The sequence below is a fragment of the Agromyces aurantiacus genome (assembly GCF_016907355.1).
GTDB lineage: Bacteria > Actinomycetota > Actinomycetes > Actinomycetales > Microbacteriaceae > Agromyces > Agromyces aurantiacus.
Window position 1 is genome coordinate 1,919,305 of sequence record NZ_JAFBBW010000001.1, and the last position, 19,783, is coordinate 1,939,087.

Sequence of the window (19,783 nt, forward strand, 5' to 3'; positions counted from 1 at the left end):
TATGCGGCGCATCGGTTCCGTCCACCGGGTAGCTGCCAGTCTTCCGATGAGCACCACGAGATCGGAGTCGAATGCCCCGTCGCCTGCCCGCCGCAACCGCCGTCGCGGCCGCCATCGCCCTGCTGCTCGGAGGATGCGCCGCTGCCACACCTGACACGTCGCGGACGGCCGAACCTGCGGCGGCGCCGAGCGCCCCGATGACTCCGAGCGCCGAACCCGACCCGCTCGAGGGCGTCGTGGCCCTCGTCGCGCGCCCGGACGCGCTGGAACTCCGAGACGAGCAGGGTGCGACCCTCGCATCGCTGGCGTACGACTCGTCGACGACCGACGCGCTCGCGACGCTGACGGCACTCTTCGATGCTCCGCCCTCCAGCGAGTCGTTCGACGGCAACAGCCATTACCCGCCGTCGACGGCGCATCGCTGGGAGGGGTTCGAGCTCTGGGAGCAGCGGCACGTCGACCGGTGGGCGGAGGTCGAGCACTCACCCATTCGCCCGGAGTTCCTCATCCGGTTCACCGGCCCCGAGGCGCGCGGGTTCGAACTGGCATCGACCGACGGCCGTCACGTCGGCGACGACTGGTCGGTGCTGATGGCCGACCCGGCCGTCCGGACGGTGCCGTCCGGCTGCTCGGGTCCCTACCTGGATTTCGTCGAACTGGACGCCGTGCATTCGGGCGTCGAGGAGAAGCTGAAGATCAGCGTCGAGTTCCGCCCCACAGACGACCAATCGGCCATCGCGTCGATCGCTGCGCCAGTGCCGGTGTACGACGACGGCTGCGCCTGATCCGTCGAACGCCGCCGCTGAAGCATCCGTTCGATGGAGGAGCCGCCCAGCGCACCAGCCGTAGACTCGTGAGGTGCCTGCTGTGAATCTCGGAATGCCCAAGGTCCCCGAAGTCCTCGCGCCCCGGCGCAAGTCGCGGCAGATCAAGGTCGGCAAGGTCCTCGTCGGCGGCGACGCGCCGGTCAGCGTGCAGTCGATGACCACGACGCCGACGCCGAACATCAACGCGACCCTGCAGCAGATCGCCGAGCTCACCGCGTCGGGCTGCGACATCGTGCGCGTCGCCGTGCCGAGCCGCGACGACGCCGAGGCACTGCCGATCATCGCGAAGAAGAGCCAGATCCCGGTCATCGCCGACATCCACTTCCAGCCCAACTACGTCTACGCCGCGATCGACGCCGGATGCGCCGCCGTGCGCGTGAACCCGGGCAACATCCGCAAGTTCGACGACCAGGTCGGCGAGATCGCGCGTCGCGCCAAGGAGGCGGGCGTCTCGATCCGCATCGGCGTGAACGCCGGTTCGCTCGACCCGCGCCTGCTCCAGAAGTACGGCAAGGCGACGCCCGAGGCGCTCGTCGAGTCGGCTGTCTGGGAGGCGAGCCTGTTCGAGGAGCACGACTTCCACGACTTCAAGATCTCGGTCAAGCACAACGACCCGATCGTCATGGTGAAGGCCTACCGGATGCTCGCCGAGCGCGGCGACTGGCCGCTGCATCTCGGCGTGACCGAGGCCGGCCCGGCGTTCCAGGGCACCATCAAGTCGGCGACGGCGTTCGGGATCCTCCTCGGCGAGGGCATCGGCGACACCATCCGCGTCTCGCTCTCGGCCCCGCCGGTCGAGGAGGTCAAGGTCGGCCTGCAGATCCTGCAGTCGCTCAACCTCCGCGAGCGCAAGCTCGAGATCGTCTCGTGCCCCTCGTGCGGCCGTGCGCAGGTCGACGTGTACAAGCTCGCGAACGACGTGACCGACGGGCTCGAGGGCATGAGCGTGCCGCTGCGCGTCGCGGTCATGGGCTGCGTCGTCAACGGCCCCGGCGAGGCCCGCGAGGCCGACCTCGGCGTGGCCTCCGGCAACGGCAAGGGCCAGATCTTCGTCAAGGGCGAGGTCATCAAGACCGTGCCCGAGGCCGAGATCGTGCAGACGCTCATCGCCGAGGCCAACCGCATCGCCGACGAGATGGGCGCCGACGCCCCGGTGGGCTCGCCCACCGTCGTCACCTCGTAGGTCGCTCGCGGTGGCCCGGTTCCTGTCGGTGCTGCCGCTGGCGGGCGGGAACGTCCCGCCGACCCTCCTCATCCTGCGCGAGCTCGAATCGCGCGGGCACCGGGTGCGGATCCTCGGGCACGCCGCGCTGCGTCCGGAGATCGAGCGCGCCGGGCTCGATGCCGGGCGTCTCGAGCCGTTCGACCACGCGCGCCCGTGGAACCCGCGAGCCGCCGAACCCGGCGTCCGCAGCATGCTCGCCTGGCTGCCCCTCGCCTCCGATCGCGGGATCGCACGCGACCTCGAGGCGGCGATCGGGCGGGAGCGGCCCGACGCCCTGCTCATCGACTGCATGGTCCCGGGGTCGCTCGACGCCGCGCACCACAGCGGCATCCCCACAGCCCTGCTCCTCCATACGCTGCTCGGCTACTGGGAGGACCAGTGGTCGGCGAGAGCGCCGATGGGCCTCTGGCTCCGCGTGGCTGGCGCGCACCCACTGCGCGGCGACCGGACGCCGCGGACGCTGATCCTCACGACCGATCCCGAACTCGACCCGCCCGGAGAGGGTCGCATCCCGCGAGACCGCATCGCGCAGGTCGGCCCCATCATCCCGGACGCGAGTCCTCGCGACCTGGAGGGCGTCGGCGCCGGGCGCGTGCTGGTCGCGTTCAGCACGATCGGGTATCCCGGGCAGGTCGACGTGCTCGCGCGGGTGATGCGCGCGCTCGCCGACGAGGGGGTCGAGGCGCTCGTGACCACGGGTCCCGCCGTGGATCCGGCGCGCCTGCCGGCCATGCCCGGCATCGACGTGCGGGCCTGGGGCGACCACGGCGAGCTCCTCCGTTCCGCCCGGCTGCTCGTCGGCCATGGCGGACACGGAACGACCATGCGCGCGCTCGCGGCCGGGGTGCCGGTCCTGGTCGTCCCGATGACCCGGCACGCCGACCACCATCTCGTGGCACGCGCGGTCGAACGCGCCGGGCTCGGGGCGCAGGTGGCGAAGGATGCCGCGCCCGACCGCCTGCGCGACGCGATCCGTCGCGTGCTCGCCGATCCGGAGATGACCGTGCGGACCCGCGCGTGGGCCGATCGCCGGCACGGGTCGTCGGGCGCGCAGAGGGCCGCGGAACTGCTCGAGGGGCTCGCGTCGGGGCGCACGGCCGCGTAGCGGTGCAGCGGCCGCGGCCGCCGGCGTCAGTAGAATCTTCGGGTGCCCACACGCCTGACGAACTTCTTCCTCCGCACGCTCCGCGAAGACCCCTCCGACGCCGAGGTCACGAGCCACAAGCTGCTCGTCCGCGCCGGCTACATCCGGCGCCAGGCGCCGGGCGTGTTCGCGTGGCTGCCGCTGGGCCTGCGCGTGAAGGCGAAGATCGAGCGCGTCATCCGCGAGGAGATGGAGCGCGCGGGCGCCCACGAGGTGCACTTCCCGGCGCTGCTGCCGCGTGAGCCCTACGAGGAGACCGGCCGCTGGACCGAGTACGGCGACGCGCTGTTCCGCCTGCAGGACCGCAAGGGCGCCGACTACCTGCTCGCACCCACGCACGAGGAGGTCTTCACGCTGCTCGTGAAGGACCTGTACTCCTCGTACAAGGAACTGCCGCTCACGATCTACCAGATCCAGGACAAGTACCGCGACGAGGCGCGTCCGCGGGCGGGCCTGCTTCGCGGTCGCGAGTTCACCATGAAGGACGCGTACTCGTTCGACGTCAGCGACGAGGGGCTCGACGCGAGCTACCAGGCGCAGCGCGACGCCTACGAGCGCATCTTCGCGCGGCTCGGGCTCGACTACGTGATCGTGCAGGCCGACGCGGGCGCCATGGGCGGCTCCAAGAGCGAGGAGTTCCTGCACCCCACGCCCGTCGGCGAGGACACCTTCGTCCGTTCCGCGGGCGGGTACGCCGCGAATGTCGAGGCGTTCACGACCGTCGCCCCCGAGCCGATCCCGTTCGAGGGGCTTCCGCCCGCCGTGGTGCTCGACTCGCCGAACACGCCCACCATCGCGACGCTCGTCGACCTGGCCAACGCCGAGCACCCGCGTCCCGACGGGCGCGCGTGGACGGCCGCCGACACGCTGAAGAACGTCGTGCTCGCCCTGACCCACGTCGACGGCACGCGCGAGGTCGTCGTGGTAGGCCTCCCGGGCGACCGCGAGGTCGAGATGAAGCGCGTCGAGGTCGCGTTCGCCCCGGCCGAGGTCGAGGCCGCGACCGACGCCGACTTCGCGAAGCACCCGGGGCTGGTCAAGGGCTACATCGGGCCCTGGTCGCCGGACGGCGCGGTGCTCGGCGCGGAGTCCAGCACCGGCATCCGCTACCTGGTCGACCCGCGCGTGGTCGACGGCACCGAGTGGATCACGGGCGCGAACCTCGACGAGAAGCACGTGTTCGGCCTGGTCGCCGGTCGCGACTTCGTCGCCGACGGCACGATCGAGGCCGCGAACGTGCGCGACGGCGACCCCGCACCCGATGGCTCGGGGCCGGTCGAGCTCGCGCGCGGCATGGAGATCGGCCACGTGTTCCAGCTCGGCCGCAAGTACGCCGATGCGCTCGGGCTCAAGGTGCTCGACGAGCACGGCAAGCTCGCCACGGTCACGATGGGCTCCTACGGCATCGGCGTGACCCGCATCCTTGCGATCATCGCCGAGCTGCATAACGACGACAAGGGCCTGGTCTGGCCGCCCGCGGTCGCGCCCTTCGACGTGCACGTGCTCGCCACGGGCAAGGATGCCGCCGTGTTCGACGCCGCGGAGCGGGTCGTCGGCGACCTCGAGGGCGCCGGACTGGAGGTCCTCTACGACGACCGGCCGAAGCTCTCGCCCGGCGTGAAGTTCGCCGACGCCGAGCTCATCGGCGTCCCGAAGATCGTCATCGCCGGCCGCGGTGTCGCCGACGGTGTCGTCGAGGTCTGGGATCGCGAGACCGGCGAGCGCACGAGCGTGCCGGTCGACGGCGTGCGCGAGGCGCTCGGCCGCTGAGCGGGCGGTCGGCCCGCGCCGAACGTGGAACGCCCCCGGCACCCTTCCGGGCGCGGGAGCGTCCGCCGAGCGCTCACATCTTGGCGTATCGCGCCCGGGCGAAGCAGAAGATGCCGTACACGATCAGCCCTGCGCCGATGAGCCAGAGGATGAAGACGCCGAACGGCAGGCCCGCGAGGCTCTTCAGGGCGGCATCGAGGCCGCCCGCCTGCTTGGGGTCGGACGTGACGGCGGCGATCACGAAGAGCACGCCCACGATCGCGACGGCGACGCCCTTGGCGATGTAGCCGACGGTGCCGAAGGTGACGATGCCCTTGCGGGCGGGCTCGTTGCCGGGGAGCAGCAGGCGCTTCTCGAACGCCTGCGTCGCGCCGCGGTACACGAAGGCGACTCCCACGCCGAGGATGATCAGGCCGATCAGCACGAGCAGGAACACGCCGCCCGGCGCCGCGAGGAGCTTCGCGCTCAACGTCTCGCTGGACTGGTCGGGGTTCGAGCGCCCGCCGAGCGCGTAGACGAGCGCGGTCACGCCGATCGAGATGTACGCGATGGCCGTTCCCACGTACTTGACGCGGTAGCCCCACTTCTTCTTCGTGTCGGACTCGCGCACCAGGAACGCCTCGGCGACCTGCCAGACGCCGAGAGCGAAGAGGCCGATCGCGATGACCCAGAGCAGCACCACGCCGAAGGGCCAGCTGGCGACCTGTCCCATCGCCCCGCTCTGGTCGGCCTCACCGCCGGCGCCCTGGGCGACGGAGATCGCGATCGCGCCGATCACGATGTGGACGATCCCGAGGACGACGAAGCCGATGCGGGCCAGGGTCTCGAGGACGCGCGAGCTCTGCGCCGCGCTCGCGGCGGACTTGCCGGTAGCCGATGTCATGCGGCCAGCGTAGTGACGCAGGGGGAGGAGCGGCAGGTCCGGGGCGCCGCTTGCGCTCGGCCGTCCGACGGTGCTACGCGCCCGGGCGCCATGGCCGCGCCGCGCCCGCCGTTCAGCCCTCGTGGTGGAGGTGGTCGCGGTGCTTGGCGGCCTGGCGCCTCGAGACGCCCACGTCGATCGGCCCGGTGACCGAGCGCTCGTCGACCCAGCACTCGATGCCGGCGACGTCGGGGAGCAGGTCGCGGGTGAAGACGGGGTCGCGGCCCTGCCGCCGCTGGTGCGTGTAGTCGCGCAGCAGGCGGAACGCGATGCCCGAGAGCAGCGCGATCGCGATGAGGTTCACGAGCGCCATGAGGCCCATCACCCCGTCGGCCGTGTTCCAGATGAGGTCGGCGCCCGCGATCGAGCCCACGAAGATGGCGATCACGACGAGCGAGCGGTACGTGGTGAGCAGCCACGGCGCGGGCGAGATGAACTCGATGTTCGATTCCCCGTAGTAGTAGTTGCCGAGGATGGAGCTGAAGGCGAGCAGGAAGACGATGACCGTCAGCAGCACGCTCGCCCACGGTCCGAGGTTCGCCACCATCGCCTCCTGCGTCAGGCCGATGCCGCGCGTGGCGCCCGCGAGGTCGGGGTCGGACACGAGGATGATGAACGCCGTGATCGTGCAGACCAGGAACGTGTCGAAGTAGACGCCCAGCGTCTGCACGAGCCCCTGCTTGACCGGGTGGGTGACCGCGGCGCTCGCGCCCGCGTTCGGCGCCGAACCCAGTCCGGCCTCGTTGGAGAACATGCCGCGCTTGACGCCGGTGAGGATGATCGTGCCGAGCGTCGCACCGACCACCTCGTTGAACCCGAACGCCTGCGTGAAGATCGAGGCGAAGACCTCGGGCAGGCGGGTGATGTTCATCGCCACGATGACGAGTCCGACGAGGAGGTAGAGCAGCGCCATCAGCGGAACGACCGCCTGCGTGACGTGCGCGATGCGCCGGACGCCGCCGAAGACGACGAGACCCGTGAGCACCGCGAGTGCGAGCCCGACGACCCATGCGATCCACTCGCCGCCGCCGTCCGGGGCGACGGCGCCGGTCAGCGAGGCGCTGATCGTGTTGGCCTGCAGCGACGAGAAGGCGAACGGGAAGCAGACGATCAGGATCACCGCGAAGAGGATGCCGGCCCAGCGCGCGCAGGCCCCGCTCGATGTAGTAGGCCGGTCCGCCGCGGAAGCCGTCCGCGTCGCGCACCTTGAACAGCTGGCCCAGGCTCGATTCGACGAAGGACGACGCACCGCCCACGAAGGCCATGAGCCACATCCAGAAGATCGCGCCCGGGCCGCCGATCGCGATGGCCGTGCCGACCCCGGCGATGTTGCCGACGCCCACGCGCGACGCGGCGGAGATCGTGAAGGCCTGGAACGCGGACACCGACTGCGGTGCGCCCTCCTCATCGCGCGGCGTCCTGTCGGTGAGTGTGCGGAACATCTCGGGGATGAGCCGGAACTGCACGACGCCCGACCGGACGGTGAAGTACAGGCCGAGCACCACCACGACGGGCAGCACGATCCAGGTCCACAGGGTGTCGCCCGCGGCGAGCACGAGGTCGTTGACGGCGTCCATGCCGACAGCATGTCAATGGAGGCGAGCGAACCTCGGCAACCGCGTCGGCGCGGGGGACGTGCCGCCGCCTCCCGGGGCGCGGCGGCGACCCGTCAGGCGGCCGCGCGCCCGGGCCGCGCCGCGAGCACCCGCTCGATCGCGTCGGCGGCGGCGGCTGCCGCGTCGGCCGCCCGCAGGCGCTCGCCGAGGCGGGTCGCGCCGGCGCGGAGCCGCTCGTCGCCGAGGGCCGAGGTGACCGCCGCGGCGATCCGCGCCGTCGGCGCGGTGCGGGGGAGCGCCAGCCCCGCGCCCGCGCGCTCGACCGCGGCCGCGACCATGGGCTGGTCGAGCATCGGATGCATGGGCATGACGATCGCCGGCAGCCCGTGCGCGAGCGCGCGCATCGTCGTCGAGTGGCCGCCGTGGCCGATGACGACGGATGCCTCGGGGAGCACCTCGGCGTGGGGCACGAGCTCGCGCACCTCGACGTTCGCGGGCACGCGCAGCGCGTGGTCGGGTGCGAGACCGCCGAGGGTCACGAGGCCGCGCACGGGCAGCGACCCGAGCGCGTCGAGGATGCGCTGGTAGGCCTCGGTCTGGCCCGGGAACCACGTGGTGGACAGGCTCGCCAGGACGAGCGGCGGCCGCGTGGCATCCGGCGCCGCCGCGACGCCGTGCTCGACCGCACCGACCCACTCGGCGGCCTCGGCGACGCGCGAGCCGCGGCCCGAGGCGGGGTCGAGGGCGGGGTCGCTCGCGACGAGCCGCGCGTCGGCGTGCTGCCACTCGGCGAGCGGGTCGGCGCCGCGAGCGCGGGCGACGAGCCCCACGGGCCCGCGCCGGTAGGAGCGCTGCCAGTACTCCAGGAAGGTGTGGAAGAGCACCGCGGTCACGGCACCGCCCGTGCGCGCGCCCCGCGCGGAGGAGGCCATCAGGCAGTCGACGAGGGCCGCGTCGGCGCCGGCGAGCCGGATCGCCTCGCCCACCTCGTGCTCGAGCGCGCGATCGGCCGCGAGGCGCGCGGCCTCGCCGACCGCGGCCGGCACCGACCGCCGCACGCCCGAGTTCCAGAAGTCGAGCGCATCGAGCGCGCGGAAGCCATGGCCGCCGGCGGCGATCTCGGCGGCCTGGCGGCGGTGGCCGAGCACCTCGATCCGGTGGCCGCGCCGGGCGAGCTCGTCGGCGATCCGGAGCGCTGGCGGGACGTTGCCGCCCGCGTCGACGGTGACGACGGCGATGGTGGACATGGCGGTTCCCTTCAGGCGAGGTGGCGGGTGACGGCCGCCACGAGGGCGAGCATGCGCTCAAGCGTCTCGTCGCGCGTGCGCCCGGCGTCGCGGCGCCAGAGCTTCCACGCGCTCACGTCGGTCGCGGCCACGAGCAGGTCGAGCACCTGGTCGCGACGCGCGCCGTCGAGGGGCTCGAGGTGCGGTGCGAACACGGTCGCGACCCACCGGCGGTGCTCGGCCTTCCCGCGGCCCACCGCCGCGGCCGCGACGGGTTCCCAGGCCTCCTGGCCGAGCAGCAGCAGCACGCCGTCGCCGCGCAGCTCGTAGTGGTCGACGAGGGCGGCGACCGACGCGGAGGGGTCGTCGGGATCGGCCGGTCGCTCGGCGAGCACGTCGGCCGCGGTGCGCTCGATGGCCTCGGCGAAGAGCTCGTCGCGCGAGCCGAAGATGCGCAGCACCGTCTGCACCGAGACCTGGGCCCGCTCGGCGACGGACGGCAGCGTGCACGCGGCGAGGGGGCGCTCCATCGCGAGTCCGAGGACCGCGCCGACGATCCGCAGCCGGGTCTGCTCGGCCTGCTCGGCGCGGACGCGCATGGTGTACGGGCGCTTCGTCTTCATGACACCGTCCATTAACGCGAAATTCTGATTCCGTGTCAATACCCATTCACGCGAACATTCCGCACCCGGATGACCGGACTCCGCGTCATCCGCTACGCTTGAGTGTTCCGCCCACGAGGGGGAGCGGAAGAAGAGCTGAATAGAGGAGGCCGGAATGGACATCGACCTCAGCGTGCTCCGCATGATGGAGCGCGAGAAGGAGATCCCGTTCGACGAACTGGTGCAGATCATCGAGCAGGCGATCCTGATGGCCTACCTCAAGCACACCAACCCCGGCCAGCACGGCCACGCCAATCCCGCGGGCGCGCGAGCCCACCTCGACCGGAAGACCGGCCACGTCTCGATCTACGTGCCCGAGCACGACGAGAACGGCGACGTCATCGGCGAGGTCGAGGACAGCCCGAGCGACTTCGGCCGGATCGCCGCCTTCGCCGCCAAGCAGGTCATCAACCAGCGGTTGCGCGACCTCGCCGACGACGCGGTGCTCGGTGAGTTCCGCGGCCGCGAGGGCGACATCGTCGCGGGCGTGATCCAGCAGGGCCCGAACCCGCGGATGGTGCACATCGACCTCGGCGCCGTCGAGGCGATCCTGCCCCCCGAGGAGCAGGTCCCGGGCGAGGAGTACCCGCACGGCCAGCGCATCCGCGTGTACGTCACGAGCGTCGCCAAGGGCCCCAAGGGCCCGTCGATCACGGTCTCGCGCACGCACCCCGCCCTCGTGCGCAAGCTCTTCGCGCTCGAGGTCCCCGAGATCGCGTCCGGCGTCGTCGAGATCGTCTCGCTCGCCCGCGAGGCCGGCCATCGCACCAAGATCGCGGTGCGCGCCAATCAGCCCGGCGTGAACGCCAAGGGCGCGTGCATCGGCGAGCTCGGCCAGCGCGTGCGCGCCGTCACCGCCGAACTCGGCAACGAGAAGATCGACATCGTCGACTGGAACGACGACCTCGCGACCTTCGTCGCGAGCGCCCTCTCGCCGGCCAAGGTCACGAGCGCCTACGTGATCGACGAGAACACGCGCGCGGTCCGCGCTCTCGTGCCCGACTACCAGCTCTCGCTCGCCATCGGCAAGGAGGGCCAGAACGCGCGGCTGGCCGCCAAGCTCACGGGCGCGAAGATCGACATCCAGCCCGACTCGATCCTCGACCAGGCGTGACCCCGGCCCGCGCCGCGCAGCGACGCGGCGAGCGGCCGGGGCCGGAGGTGTAGGATGGAACCCGTCAGAACGTGCATCGGATGCCGTTCGCGCGCTCCACGGTCCTCGCTTCTGAGGGTCGTCGCCCAGCAATCCCGAGTCCTCGCCGATGAATCGGCGGTGCTCCATGGGCGCGGCGCGTGGCTGCATCCGACGCTCGAGTGCTTCCGACTCGCCCAGCGGCGGCGCGCCTTCGGGCGTGCGCTCCGCGTGACGGGCGAGCTGGACACATCCGATCTGGAGAACAGGCTGAACGGCTAATGGACAACTCATGAGCGGCTCGAAATGAGACCCGTCCGCCATTGATGGTCCCCCTGTTTCGGGGTGGACCCGGAACAGGAGAGAAGTGGCTGCCAAACCACGCGTACACGAGATCGCCAGCGAGCTCGGCGTCGACAGCAAGGTCGCGCTCGAGAAGCTGAAGGAGATGGGCGAATACGTCAAGGGCCCGTCGTCCTCGATCGAACCCCCCGTCGCACGGCGCCTGCGCGCCGCCCTCGAGGCGGCCGGCGGTGCCGCCAAGCCCGAGGCGGCCAAGCCCGCCGCGGCGAAGCCGGGCCCCAAGCCCGGCCCGAAGCCCGCCGCGCCCGCGCCGGCCCCGCAGGCCGAGGCGCCCCTGAGCGTCGCCGAGCGCCAGGCGCAGGCCGAGCAGAAGGCCGCCCAGGCGGCGGCCGAGAAGGCGGCGACGTCGAAGGCCGAGCAGGCCGCGCCCGCCGCGCCCAAGCCCGAGGCCGCCGGCCCCAAGCCCGGCGACGTCGCTCGTCCGGCCGGTCCCAAGCCCGGCCAGAACATCCCGCGTCCTGCGCCGCGCCCCGGCGCGCCGCGACCGGGCAACAACCCCTTCTCGAGCTCGCAGGGCATGGGGCAGCGCCCCGGCCAGCCGCGACCGGGCAACAACCCGTTCGCCAGCTCGCAGGGCATGGGCCAGCGGCCCACCCCGGGCAACATCCCGCGGCCCCAGCCGCCGCGTCCCGGCGCCCCGCGTCCGGGTGCGCCGCGTCCGGGCGGTGCAGGCCGCCCCGGCGGCGGCTTCCAGCGTCCCGGCGGCGCCGGCGGCGGAGCCCGTCCCGGCGGTGCCGGCGGCGGCTTCCGTCCGGGCGGTGCGCCCGGCGGCGGCTTCGGTGGCCCGCGTCCCGCGGGCGGCGGCGGTCGCGGTCGCGGTCCCGGCGGCGGCACGGCCGGCGCGTTCGGCCGCGGCGGCGGCAAGTCGAAGGCGCGCAAGTCGAAGCGGACGAAGCGGCAGGAATTCGAGATGCGGGAGGCCCCGTCGCTGGGCGGCGTGAGCGTTCCCCGCGGCGACGGCAACACCGTCATCCGGCTCCGTCGCGGCGCCTCGATCTCCGACTTCGCCGACAAGATCGACGCGAACCCCGGTTCGCTCGTCACGGTGCTGTTCCACCTCGGTGAGATGGCCACCGCGACCGAGTCGCTCGACGAGGCGACGTTCGAGGTGCTCGGCGCCGAGCTTGGCTACAAGATCCAGGTCGTCTCGCCCGAGGACGAGGACCGCGAGCTGCTCGAGGGCTTCGACATCGACCTCGACCAGGAGCTCGAGGACGAGACCGATGAAGACCTGCAGGCGCGTCCGCCCGTCGTGACCGTCATGGGCCACGTCGACCACGGCAAGACGCGACTGCTCGACGCCATCCGCAACGCGAATGTCGTCGCGGGCGAGGCCGGCGGCATCACCCAGCACATCGGTGCGTACCAGGTGCACACCGAGCACGAGGGCATCGACCGCGCGATCACCTTCATCGACACCCCGGGTCACGAGGCGTTCACCGCCATGCGTGCGCGTGGTGCGCAGGTGACCGACATCGCGATCCTCGTGGTCGCGGCCGACGACGGCATCATGCCGCAGACGATCGAGGCGCTGAACCACGCGCAGTCGGCCAACGTGCCGATCGTGGTCGCGGTCAACAAGATCGACAAGCCCGACGCCAACCCGGCCAAGGTGCGCCAGCAGCTCACCGAGTTCGGCCTCGTGGCCGAGGAGTACGGCGGCGACGTCATGTTCGTCGACGTCTCGGCCCGCGAGAACATCGGCATCCAGGACCTGCTCGACGCGGTGCTCCTGACCGCCGACGCCGGTCTCGACCTGCGCGCGAACCCCGACAAGGATGCTCGCGGCGTGGCCATCGAGGCCAAGCTCGACAAGGGCCGCGGCGCCGTGGCGACCGTGCTCATCCAGTCGGGCACGCTCAAGGTCGGCGACGCGATCGTCGCGGGCACGGCCTACGGCCGCGTCCGGGCGATGAGCGACGAGAACGGCGAGCCCGTGACCGCCGCGACGCCGTCGCGACCCGTTCAGGTGCAGGGCCTCTCGAGCGTCCCGCGCGCCGGCGACACCTTCCTCGTGACCGAGGAGGACCGCACGGCACGCCAGATCGCCGAGAAGCGCGAGGCCGCCGAGCGCAACGCCCAGCTCGCCAAGGCTCGCAAGCGGATCTCCCTCGAGGACTTCACGCGTGCGCTCGAGGAGGGCAAGGTCGAGGCGCTCAACCTCATCATCAAGGGCGACGTGTCGGGTGCCGTCGAGGCGCTCGAGGAATCGCTCATGAAGATCGAGGTCGACGAGTCGGTGCAGCTGCGCATCCTCCACCGCGGCGTCGGTGCCGTCACCGAGAGCGACATCGACCTGGCCACGATCGACAACGCGATCGTGATCGGGTTCAACGTCCGCCCCGACGTGAAGGCGCGCGAGCGCGCCGCCCGCGAGGGCGTCGACGTGCGCTTCTACAACGTCATCTACAACGCGATCGACGACATCGAGAACTCGCTCAAGGGCATGCTCAAGCCCGAGTTCGAAGAGGTGCAGTCGGGTGTGGCCGAGATCCGCGAGGTGTTCCGCTCCTCGAAGTTCGGCAACATCGCCGGTGTCATCGTGCGGTCGGGAACGATCACGCGCAACGCCAAGGCCCGCGTCATCCGCGATGGCGTCGTCGTCGGCGACAACCTCGCGATCGAGTCGCTCCGCCGGTTCAAGGACGATGTCACCGAGGTCCGCACGGACTTCGAGGCGGGCATCGGCCTCGGCAAGTACAACGACATCCAGGTCGGCGACGAGATCGAGACCATCGAGATGCGAGAGAAGCCGCGGGTCTGACGCGGCGAACCGGGGGCGGCGCTGCCGCCCCCGGTCCCATCCGGAAGGAGTCCCCATGGCCGACCCCCAGCGCGCCAGGAAGCTGGCCGACCGCATCAAGGAGATCGTCGCGCGGCGCCTCGACAAGGGCCTGCGCGACCCGCGCCTCGGGTTCGTGACGATCACCGACGTCCGCGTGACGGGCGACCTCCAGCACGCGAGCATCTTCTACACGGTCTACGGCACCGACGAGGAGCGGCGCGACTCCGCGCTCGCACTCCAGGCCGCGACCGGCATGCTCCGCAGCGAGGTGGGCCGCAACATCACGGCGCGGCTCACGCCCACGCTCGAGTTCATCGCCGACGCGGTGCCCGAGAACGCCCAGCACATCGAGGAGCTCCTGCGCGAGGCCCGCGAGCGCGACGCCGAGACCTCGGCCGTCGCGGCGACGGCCCAGTACGCCGGCGACGCCGACCCGTACGTCAAGCCGCGCGAGGCCGACGAGGAGGCCGAGGCCGCGGAGGACCAGCGCGCCTGAGCTCGCGACCGTCGATCGATCAGGCGAGGCGGCCGCGCCCGAGGAGGGCGTCGGCCGCCTCCGCCATGCGTGCGCGCAGCGCGGCGATGTAGGCCAGCGCCGTGGGCTGGCGGAGCGCCTCCGGTCGGCAGACCAGCCAGTACGGCAGCCGCTCCTCGATCTCGTCGGCGAAGAGCCGGACGAGGTCGTCGTGCGGGTCGGCGAGGAACGCCGGCAGCAGCCCGAATCCCGCGCCGCCGCGCGTCGCATCGACGTGCACGTAGACGTTGGTGCTCGAGACCGCATCGACCATCCCGCGTGTCGGGCGACGCGCCTCGTCGAGCGCGTCGACCTGGAGCATCGACTCGATGAAGTACACCAGCGGCGCGCCGGCGAGTTCCGAGGTCGAGCCCGGAATGCCGTGCCGCTCGAGGTACGCGCGGCTCGCGTAGAGGCCGAGCACGTAGTCGCCGAGGTGGATCGCCTCCGCGCGCTGCACGTGCGGCCGGCCGACCACGACCTCGAGGTCGACGCCGACGCGCTGCTGCGCGGCGCGGCGCGTGGCCGCGACGATCTCGAGCGTGACATCCGGATGCCGCTCGCGCAGCGCCGCCATCGCGGGCGCGGCGATGAAGCCGCTGAAGCCGTCGGTCGCCGAGAGCCGCACGACGCCCGCGAGCGCCGGGGCGTCGTCGGGGGAGAGCCGTCGCATCGCGCGCTCGACGTCCTCCGCGGCCGCGAGCGCGTGCTCGCCGAGCGGCGTGAGCACCCAGCCGGCCGCCCCGCGCGCGAGCACGCGACCACCGAGCGCCTGCTCGAGCGCCTCGATGCGCCGGGCGATGGTCGTGTGGTTGAGTGCGAGCCGCTCGGCAGCGCCCGTGTAGCGGCCCTCGCGCGCGACGGCGAGCAGCACGATCAGGTCGTCGGCACTCGGCGGGCGTCGCGGGCCGGTCGGAGCGGGGGAGGACACGGTGTGCAGTTTCGCACATCGCGGTCGCATATCTCGCCATTGGAATGCAGAAGGATGCACGCCAGACTCGGGCGATGACGCGAGAGCGTCCGACATCCCCCACCGTCGTTTCCATGCAAAGGAGCATCGAATGACCCAGGCACCCGTCCGGGACACGACCGACGCACCCGCCACCTCCGGACTGCGCCGCGTCGTCACCGCGTCGATGGCCGGAACCGTGGTCGAGTGGTACGAGTTCTTCCTCTACGCCTCGGCCGCGACCCTCGTGTTCGGCACCGCCTTCTTCCCGCCCTCCGACGACCCCTACGCGGGCATCATCGCCGCGTTCCTGACCTACGCGGTCGGGTTCATCGCACGACCGCTCGGCGGCATCGTCTTCGGGCACCTCGGTGACAAGTACGGCCGGAAGAAGCTCCTGCAGTTCAGCATCATCCTCATCGGCGTCGCGACGTTCCTCATCGGCTGCCTGCCGACGTACGCGCAGGTCGGGCTGCTCGCGCCGACGCTGCTGGTGGTGCTGCGCTTCCTGCAGGGCTTCGCGCTCGGCGGCGAGTGGGGCGGCGCGGTCCTGCTCGTCGCGGAGCACAGCCCGTCGAAGAGCCGGGGATTCTGGGCGAGCTGGCCGCAGGCCGCGGTCCCGGTCGGCAACCTGCTCGCGACGCTCGTGCTCTACGTGCTCTCCTCGACGCTCTCCGAGGAGGCGTTCCTCGGCTGGGGCTGGCGCGTCGCGTTCTGGCTCTCGGCGGTCATCGTGCTGATCGGCTGGTACATCCGTACGAAGGTCACCGACGCCCCGATCTTCCTCGAGATGCAGGCCGAGCGCGAGGAGGCGAAGGCCGCGAGCTACGGTGTGCTCGAGGTGATCAAGCGCTACCCGCGCGGCGTCGTCACCGCGATGGGCCTGCGCGTCGCGGAGAACATCCTGTACTACGTGGTCGTCACGTTCTCGATCGTGTACCTCACGCAGGTCGTCAAGGAGGGCACGGCCAACACGCTGCTCATCCTCGTCGGCGCGCACGCCGTGCACTTCGCCGTGATCCCGGTCGCCGGCCGCCTCTCCGACCGCTTCGGCCGCAAGCCCGTGTACGCCGCGGGCGCGCTCCTCGGCGCGACCTGGGCGTTCTTCTCGTTCCCGCTGATGAACACGGCGAACCCGTTCGTCATCTGGGCCGTGATCGCGCTCGGGCTCGTCTTCCACGCCCTCATGTACGCCGCCCAGCCGGCCATCATGGCCGAGATGTTCCCGACCCGCATGCGCTACTCGGGCGTCTCGCTCGGCTACCAGGTCACCTCGATCTTCGCGGGCTCGCTCGCCCCGATCATCGCCACGAGCCTGCTCGGCCAGTACGGCTCGAGCGTGCCGATCGCGATCTACGTCGCGGTCGCCTGCGCGATCACCCTGGTCGCCGTGGCGTTCGCCCGCGAGACCCGCGGCCTCGACCTCCGCGCGGTCGACGAGGCCGACCGCGAGCGCGTCCAGGCGGCCGCCACGGCCGGCTGATCCACGATCCGCGGATGCCTCGGGGATGGCCCCGAGGCATCCGCGCGTCCCGGGAGTACTGTGTCCCTGAGCGGCGGGTGGGCCCGCGTCCCGCCGGGGAGGAGTGGAATGTCGAGCGCACCGCCGGTCATCCTCGTGGTCGAACGCGACGCCGAGGGGCGTGCCGCCGTCGCGGCGGAACTCGGTCGGCGCTACGGCGCCGACTACCGCATCGACGAGGCGGCCGACGAGCACGAGGCCGCCGAACGGATCCGGGCGATCGCCGACGACGGCGGGCAGCTCGCGCTCGTGCTGGCCGACCGCGCCGGCGACCTCGACGGGCATTCGCTGTTCGCCGTCGCCCGCCGCGCCTTCCCCGACGTGCGCCGCGGCCGCCTGATCGCGTGGGGGCAGTGGGGCGACCCCGGGGTGCGCGAGGAGATCCTCCGGCTCATGGCGGCCGGCGAGCTGGAGTACTACGTCATCCGGCCGTGGCACTCGCCCGACGAGTACTTCCACCGCACGATCACCGAGTTCCTGCTCGAATGGGAGCGCTCGATCGGCCTGCGCCCCCGCGAGGTCGCGGTCGTCGGCCGCGACGGGCTCCCGCGCACGCACGAGATCCGGAGCCTGCTCGCGCGCGGCGGGGTTCCCCATGAATGGCTCGATCCCCGGTCGGATGCCGCGCGCGAGCGCCTCTCGGCGGTCGGCATCGCCGACGTGCCCGACGAGCCCGTCGTGCTGCTGCTCGACGGCCGGGTCCTGCGCAACCCCGACAACGCCACGCTCGCCGCAGCCTACGGGCTCACGACCGACCTCGAGGAGGACACCGAGGCCGACGTGGTGGTCGTCGGCGCCGGCCCCGGGGGCCTCGCCGCCGCGGTCTACGCCGCGTCGGAGGGCCTGGACGTGCTCGTCGTCGAGCGCGAGTCGATCGGCGGGCAGGCCGGGTCGAGCTCGCTCATCCGCAACTACCTGGGCTTCTCGCGCGGCATCTCCGGCTCCGAACTCGCCCAGCGGGCCTACCAGCAGGCGTGGGTCTTCGGCGCGCGCTTCGCGCATGCGCGCGAGGTGACGGGCATCGAGCCGACCGACGGCGGGTTCACGGTGCACGTCGCGCCCGACCAGGAGATCCGGTGCCGCTCCGTGGTCCTCGCCACGGGGGTCTCGTACCGGCGGATCGACGTGCCCGAGCTCGAGCCGTTCGAGGGCGCCGGCGTCTTCTACGGGGCCTCCGCGATCGAGGCGCAGGGCCTGGCCGGGCGGCCGGTGTTCGTCGTCGGCGGCGGGAACTCGGCCGGTCAGGCCGCACTGCACCTGGCGCGGTACGCGTCATCCGTGACCCTGCTCGTGCGCGGCACCGGCCTGGCCGCGAGCATGTCGCAGTACCTCATCGACCAGCTCCACGCCCAGGGCGTGACCATCCGCACCGGCGTCGAGGTCGTCGGCGGCGCCGGCGAGGACGCGCTCGAACGCATCCGCATCGAGGACCGCGACACGGGCGAGATCCACGAGGAGGACTGCAACGGGCTGTTCGTGCTCATCGGCGCCTCGCCGCGCACCGACTGGCTTCCGCCCGAGATCCTGCGCGACCGGTGGGGCTACGTGCTCACGGGGTCGGCCGTGATCGAGGAGGGGCCGCCCGGCTCGTGGCCGCTCGAGCGCGTGCCGTTCGCGCACGAGACGAGCATGCCGGGCGTCTTCGCCGTCGGCGATGCGCGGCGCCACTCGGTCAAGCGCGTCGCCTCGGCGGTGGGCGAGGGGTCCGTCGTCGTCTCCTCGGTGCACCGCCGCCTCGCCGAGACGGCCGGGGAGTCGACGGTCGGACCGTGACGTCGATCGCGCCCGGGACCGGGCCGACGGCGCCGCCGCCGACCCGGACCTCCCTCGCGCTCACCGCGGCGGCGCTCGCCGTGCCAGTGATCGGCCTCGTCATGCTCGTCGCGCGCCCGGCGCTCGACCTCCAGTGGGAGCACCAGCCGACGCACTTCTGGCTCGTGCTGGCGGTCGGCGCCATCAACGCGGCGCTCGCCTGGGTCGTGGGTGCCGCGGCACGCCTGCGGCGCGACGCGCGGCTCGTGCTCGTCTCGTTGTCGTTCCTCTCCGCCGCCGGCTTCCTCGCGCTGCACGCGCTCGCGACGCCCGGCGTGCTGCTCGCCGAGAGCAACACCGGCTTCGCGTTGGCGACCCCGGCCGGCCTGACCCTCGCGTCGGTGTTCGCGGCGTGGTCGAGCCTCGACCTCGACGGCGAGCGCGGCGCTCGGGTCGTGCGGCTCGCGCCGTGGCTCGTCGGCGGCGTGCTCGCGCTCATGCTGCTGTGGGGCGCGGTGTCGCTGCTGCGCCTGGGTCCGCTGGATGCCGCGGCGCCGCCAGAGCGCACCACCGTGCCGTTCGCGATCCTCGCCGCCGTGGGTCTCGCGTGCTACGTGTTCGCGGTGGTGCGCTACCTGCGGATGCCGCGCCACGCCGCGTCGCCGCTGCCGCTCGCGTTCGCGGCGGCGTTCACCCTCCTCGCCGAGGCCGAGATCGCCGTCGTCGTGGGCCGCAACTGGCACCTGTCGTGGTGGGAATGGCACGTGCTCATGCTCGCCGCCTTCGTGATCATCGCGGTCGCGGCGCAGCGCTCGTGGCGCGAGGAGCGATGGGCCGGGCTCTACACGCGCGACACGGCGGCGGGGGAGCGCGACGTGTCGGTGCTCTTCGCCGACCTGGCCGGCTTCACGCGCTTCTCCGAGACGCACGAGCCCGCCGAGGTCACCGCCATGCTGAACACCTACTTCGGCGATGCGATCCCTCCGCTCGTCGAGCGGTTCGGGGGCCGGGTCGACCGCCTGATCGGCGACGCGGTCATGGCGGTGTTCGAGACGGATGCCGGGTCCGGCGCGTCGCACGCGCACCGGGCCGCCGGTGCGGCCCTCGCCCTGCAGCAGGCGACGGGTGCGGTCGCGGCGGCGCACCCCGATTGGCCCCGCTTCCGGGTCGGGGTGAACTCGGGCGTCGCGAACGTGGGAGTCCTCGGCACCGGCGGGGGGCGGACGTACACCGTGATCGGCGACACCGTGAACGTGGCGTCGCGCATCGAGCACCGCGCGCCCGTCGGCGGCGTCGCGATCGCCGCGGGCACGCGCGAGCGGCTCGGGTCGGCCGCGATCACCGAACCGCTCGGTGCGCTCGAGGTCGCCGGGCGCGAGGCGCCCGTCGAGACGCACCTGCTCGTCGGACTCGCGGGCTCCTGAGCGACCGGCG

Annotated in this window: 15 protein-coding genes and 1 pseudogene; 11 read left to right on the forward strand and 5 right to left on the reverse strand. The window is 72.4% G+C overall.

Going from position 1 to position 19,783, the window contains the following annotated elements; genetic code table 11:
* Window positions 1–197 precede the first annotated feature (197 nt).
* The 4 genes from JOD46_RS09060 to JOD46_RS09075 all read left to right on the forward strand — a co-directional run bounded on the left by JOD46_RS09060 (window position 198) and on the right by JOD46_RS09075 (window position 4,966).
* The gene (locus tag JOD46_RS09060) at window positions 198–785 is read left to right on the forward strand and encodes a hypothetical protein (protein ID WP_204393542.1); all 588 of its coding nucleotides are present in this window, start codon (window positions 198–200) and stop codon (window positions 783–785) included.
* A 94-nt stretch (window positions 786–879) separates the two neighbouring features.
* Window positions 880–2,010, forward strand: coding sequence for a flavodoxin-dependent (E)-4-hydroxy-3-methylbut-2-enyl-diphosphate synthase (ispG, locus tag JOD46_RS09065; RefSeq protein WP_204396455.1), 1,131 nt, complete (start codon window positions 880–882; stop codon window positions 2,008–2,010).
* Window positions 2,011–2,020: 10 nt separating this feature from the next.
* Complete coding sequence (locus JOD46_RS18930; RefSeq protein ID WP_204393544.1) at window positions 2,021–3,157, forward strand: glycosyltransferase; 1,137 nt, start codon at window positions 2,021–2,023, stop codon at window positions 3,155–3,157.
* Window positions 3,158–3,199: 42 nt separating this feature from the next.
* Window positions 3,200–4,966, forward strand: coding sequence for a proline--tRNA ligase (locus tag JOD46_RS09075; protein WP_204393546.1), 1,767 nt, complete (start codon window positions 3,200–3,202; stop codon window positions 4,964–4,966).
* A gap of 73 nt (window positions 4,967–5,039) precedes the next feature.
* On the opposite strand, the gene JOD46_RS09080 is transcribed toward JOD46_RS09075, so the two are convergent.
* From JOD46_RS09080 to JOD46_RS09095, 4 genes and pseudogenes are all read right to left on the reverse strand, one after another.
* Window positions 5,040–5,849: a DUF1206 domain-containing protein gene (locus tag JOD46_RS09080; RefSeq protein WP_204393548.1), complete on the reverse strand. Its 810-nt coding sequence runs from the start codon at window positions 5,847–5,849 to the stop codon at window positions 5,040–5,042.
* A 112-nt stretch (window positions 5,850–5,961) separates the two neighbouring features.
* Window positions 5,962–7,465, reverse strand: a pseudogene (locus JOD46_RS09085) (alanine/glycine:cation symporter family protein).
* 92 nt (window positions 7,466–7,557) lie between these two features.
* The gene (locus JOD46_RS09090; RefSeq protein ID WP_204393550.1) at window positions 7,558–8,691 is read right to left on the reverse strand and encodes a glycosyltransferase; all 1,134 of its coding nucleotides are present in this window, start codon (window positions 8,689–8,691) and stop codon (window positions 7,558–7,560) included.
* An 11-nt stretch (window positions 8,692–8,702) separates the two neighbouring features.
* Window positions 8,703–9,293: a TetR/AcrR family transcriptional regulator gene (locus tag JOD46_RS09095; protein WP_204393552.1), complete on the reverse strand. Its 591-nt coding sequence runs from the start codon at window positions 9,291–9,293 to the stop codon at window positions 8,703–8,705.
* Window positions 9,294–9,447: 154 nt separating this feature from the next.
* Between JOD46_RS09095 and nusA the strand changes: the two genes are divergently transcribed.
* The 4 genes from nusA (at window position 9,448) to rbfA (ending at window position 14,108) form a co-directional block, all read left to right on the forward strand.
* Window positions 9,448–10,446 (forward strand): transcription termination factor NusA, encoded by a 999-nt coding sequence (gene nusA / locus JOD46_RS09100; RefSeq protein ID WP_204393553.1) that lies wholly within the window; start codon window positions 9,448–9,450, stop codon window positions 10,444–10,446.
* Between the two features lie 54 nt (window positions 10,447–10,500).
* Window positions 10,501–10,746 (forward strand): YlxR family protein, encoded by a 246-nt coding sequence (locus JOD46_RS09105; protein WP_204393555.1) that lies wholly within the window; start codon window positions 10,501–10,503, stop codon window positions 10,744–10,746.
* A gap of 85 nt (window positions 10,747–10,831) precedes the next feature.
* The gene (gene infB / locus JOD46_RS09110; RefSeq protein ID WP_204393557.1) at window positions 10,832–13,591 is read left to right on the forward strand and encodes a translation initiation factor IF-2; all 2,760 of its coding nucleotides are present in this window, start codon (window positions 10,832–10,834) and stop codon (window positions 13,589–13,591) included.
* 55 nt (window positions 13,592–13,646) lie between these two features.
* A complete protein-coding gene (gene rbfA / locus JOD46_RS09115) occupies window positions 13,647–14,108 on the forward strand; it encodes a 30S ribosome-binding factor RbfA (RefSeq protein WP_204393559.1) in 462 nt (153 codons plus the stop codon).
* A gap of 19 nt (window positions 14,109–14,127) precedes the next feature.
* Here the strand turns inward: rbfA and JOD46_RS09120 are convergent, their stop codons facing one another.
* A complete protein-coding gene (locus tag JOD46_RS09120) occupies window positions 14,128–15,057 on the reverse strand; it encodes a LysR family transcriptional regulator (RefSeq protein WP_307834978.1) in 930 nt (309 codons plus the stop codon).
* A 130-nt stretch (window positions 15,058–15,187) separates the two neighbouring features.
* Here JOD46_RS09120 and JOD46_RS09125 point away from each other — a divergent pair, with 130 nt between their 5' ends.
* From JOD46_RS09125 to JOD46_RS18935, 3 genes are all read left to right on the forward strand, one after another.
* A complete protein-coding gene (locus JOD46_RS09125) occupies window positions 15,188–16,558 on the forward strand; it encodes an MFS transporter (protein WP_204393563.1) in 1,371 nt (456 codons plus the stop codon).
* A 108-nt stretch (window positions 16,559–16,666) separates the two neighbouring features.
* The gene (locus JOD46_RS18800) at window positions 16,667–18,370 is read left to right on the forward strand and encodes an NAD(P)/FAD-dependent oxidoreductase (protein ID WP_204393565.1); all 1,704 of its coding nucleotides are present in this window, start codon (window positions 16,667–16,669) and stop codon (window positions 18,368–18,370) included.
* Entirely contained in the window at window positions 18,367–19,773 is a 1,407-nt protein-coding gene (locus tag JOD46_RS18935; protein ID WP_204393567.1) for an adenylate/guanylate cyclase domain-containing protein, read from the forward strand. Before JOD46_RS18800 ends, JOD46_RS18935 begins: the two co-directional genes overlap by 4 nt.
* Window positions 19,774–19,783: the final 10 nt, after the last annotated feature.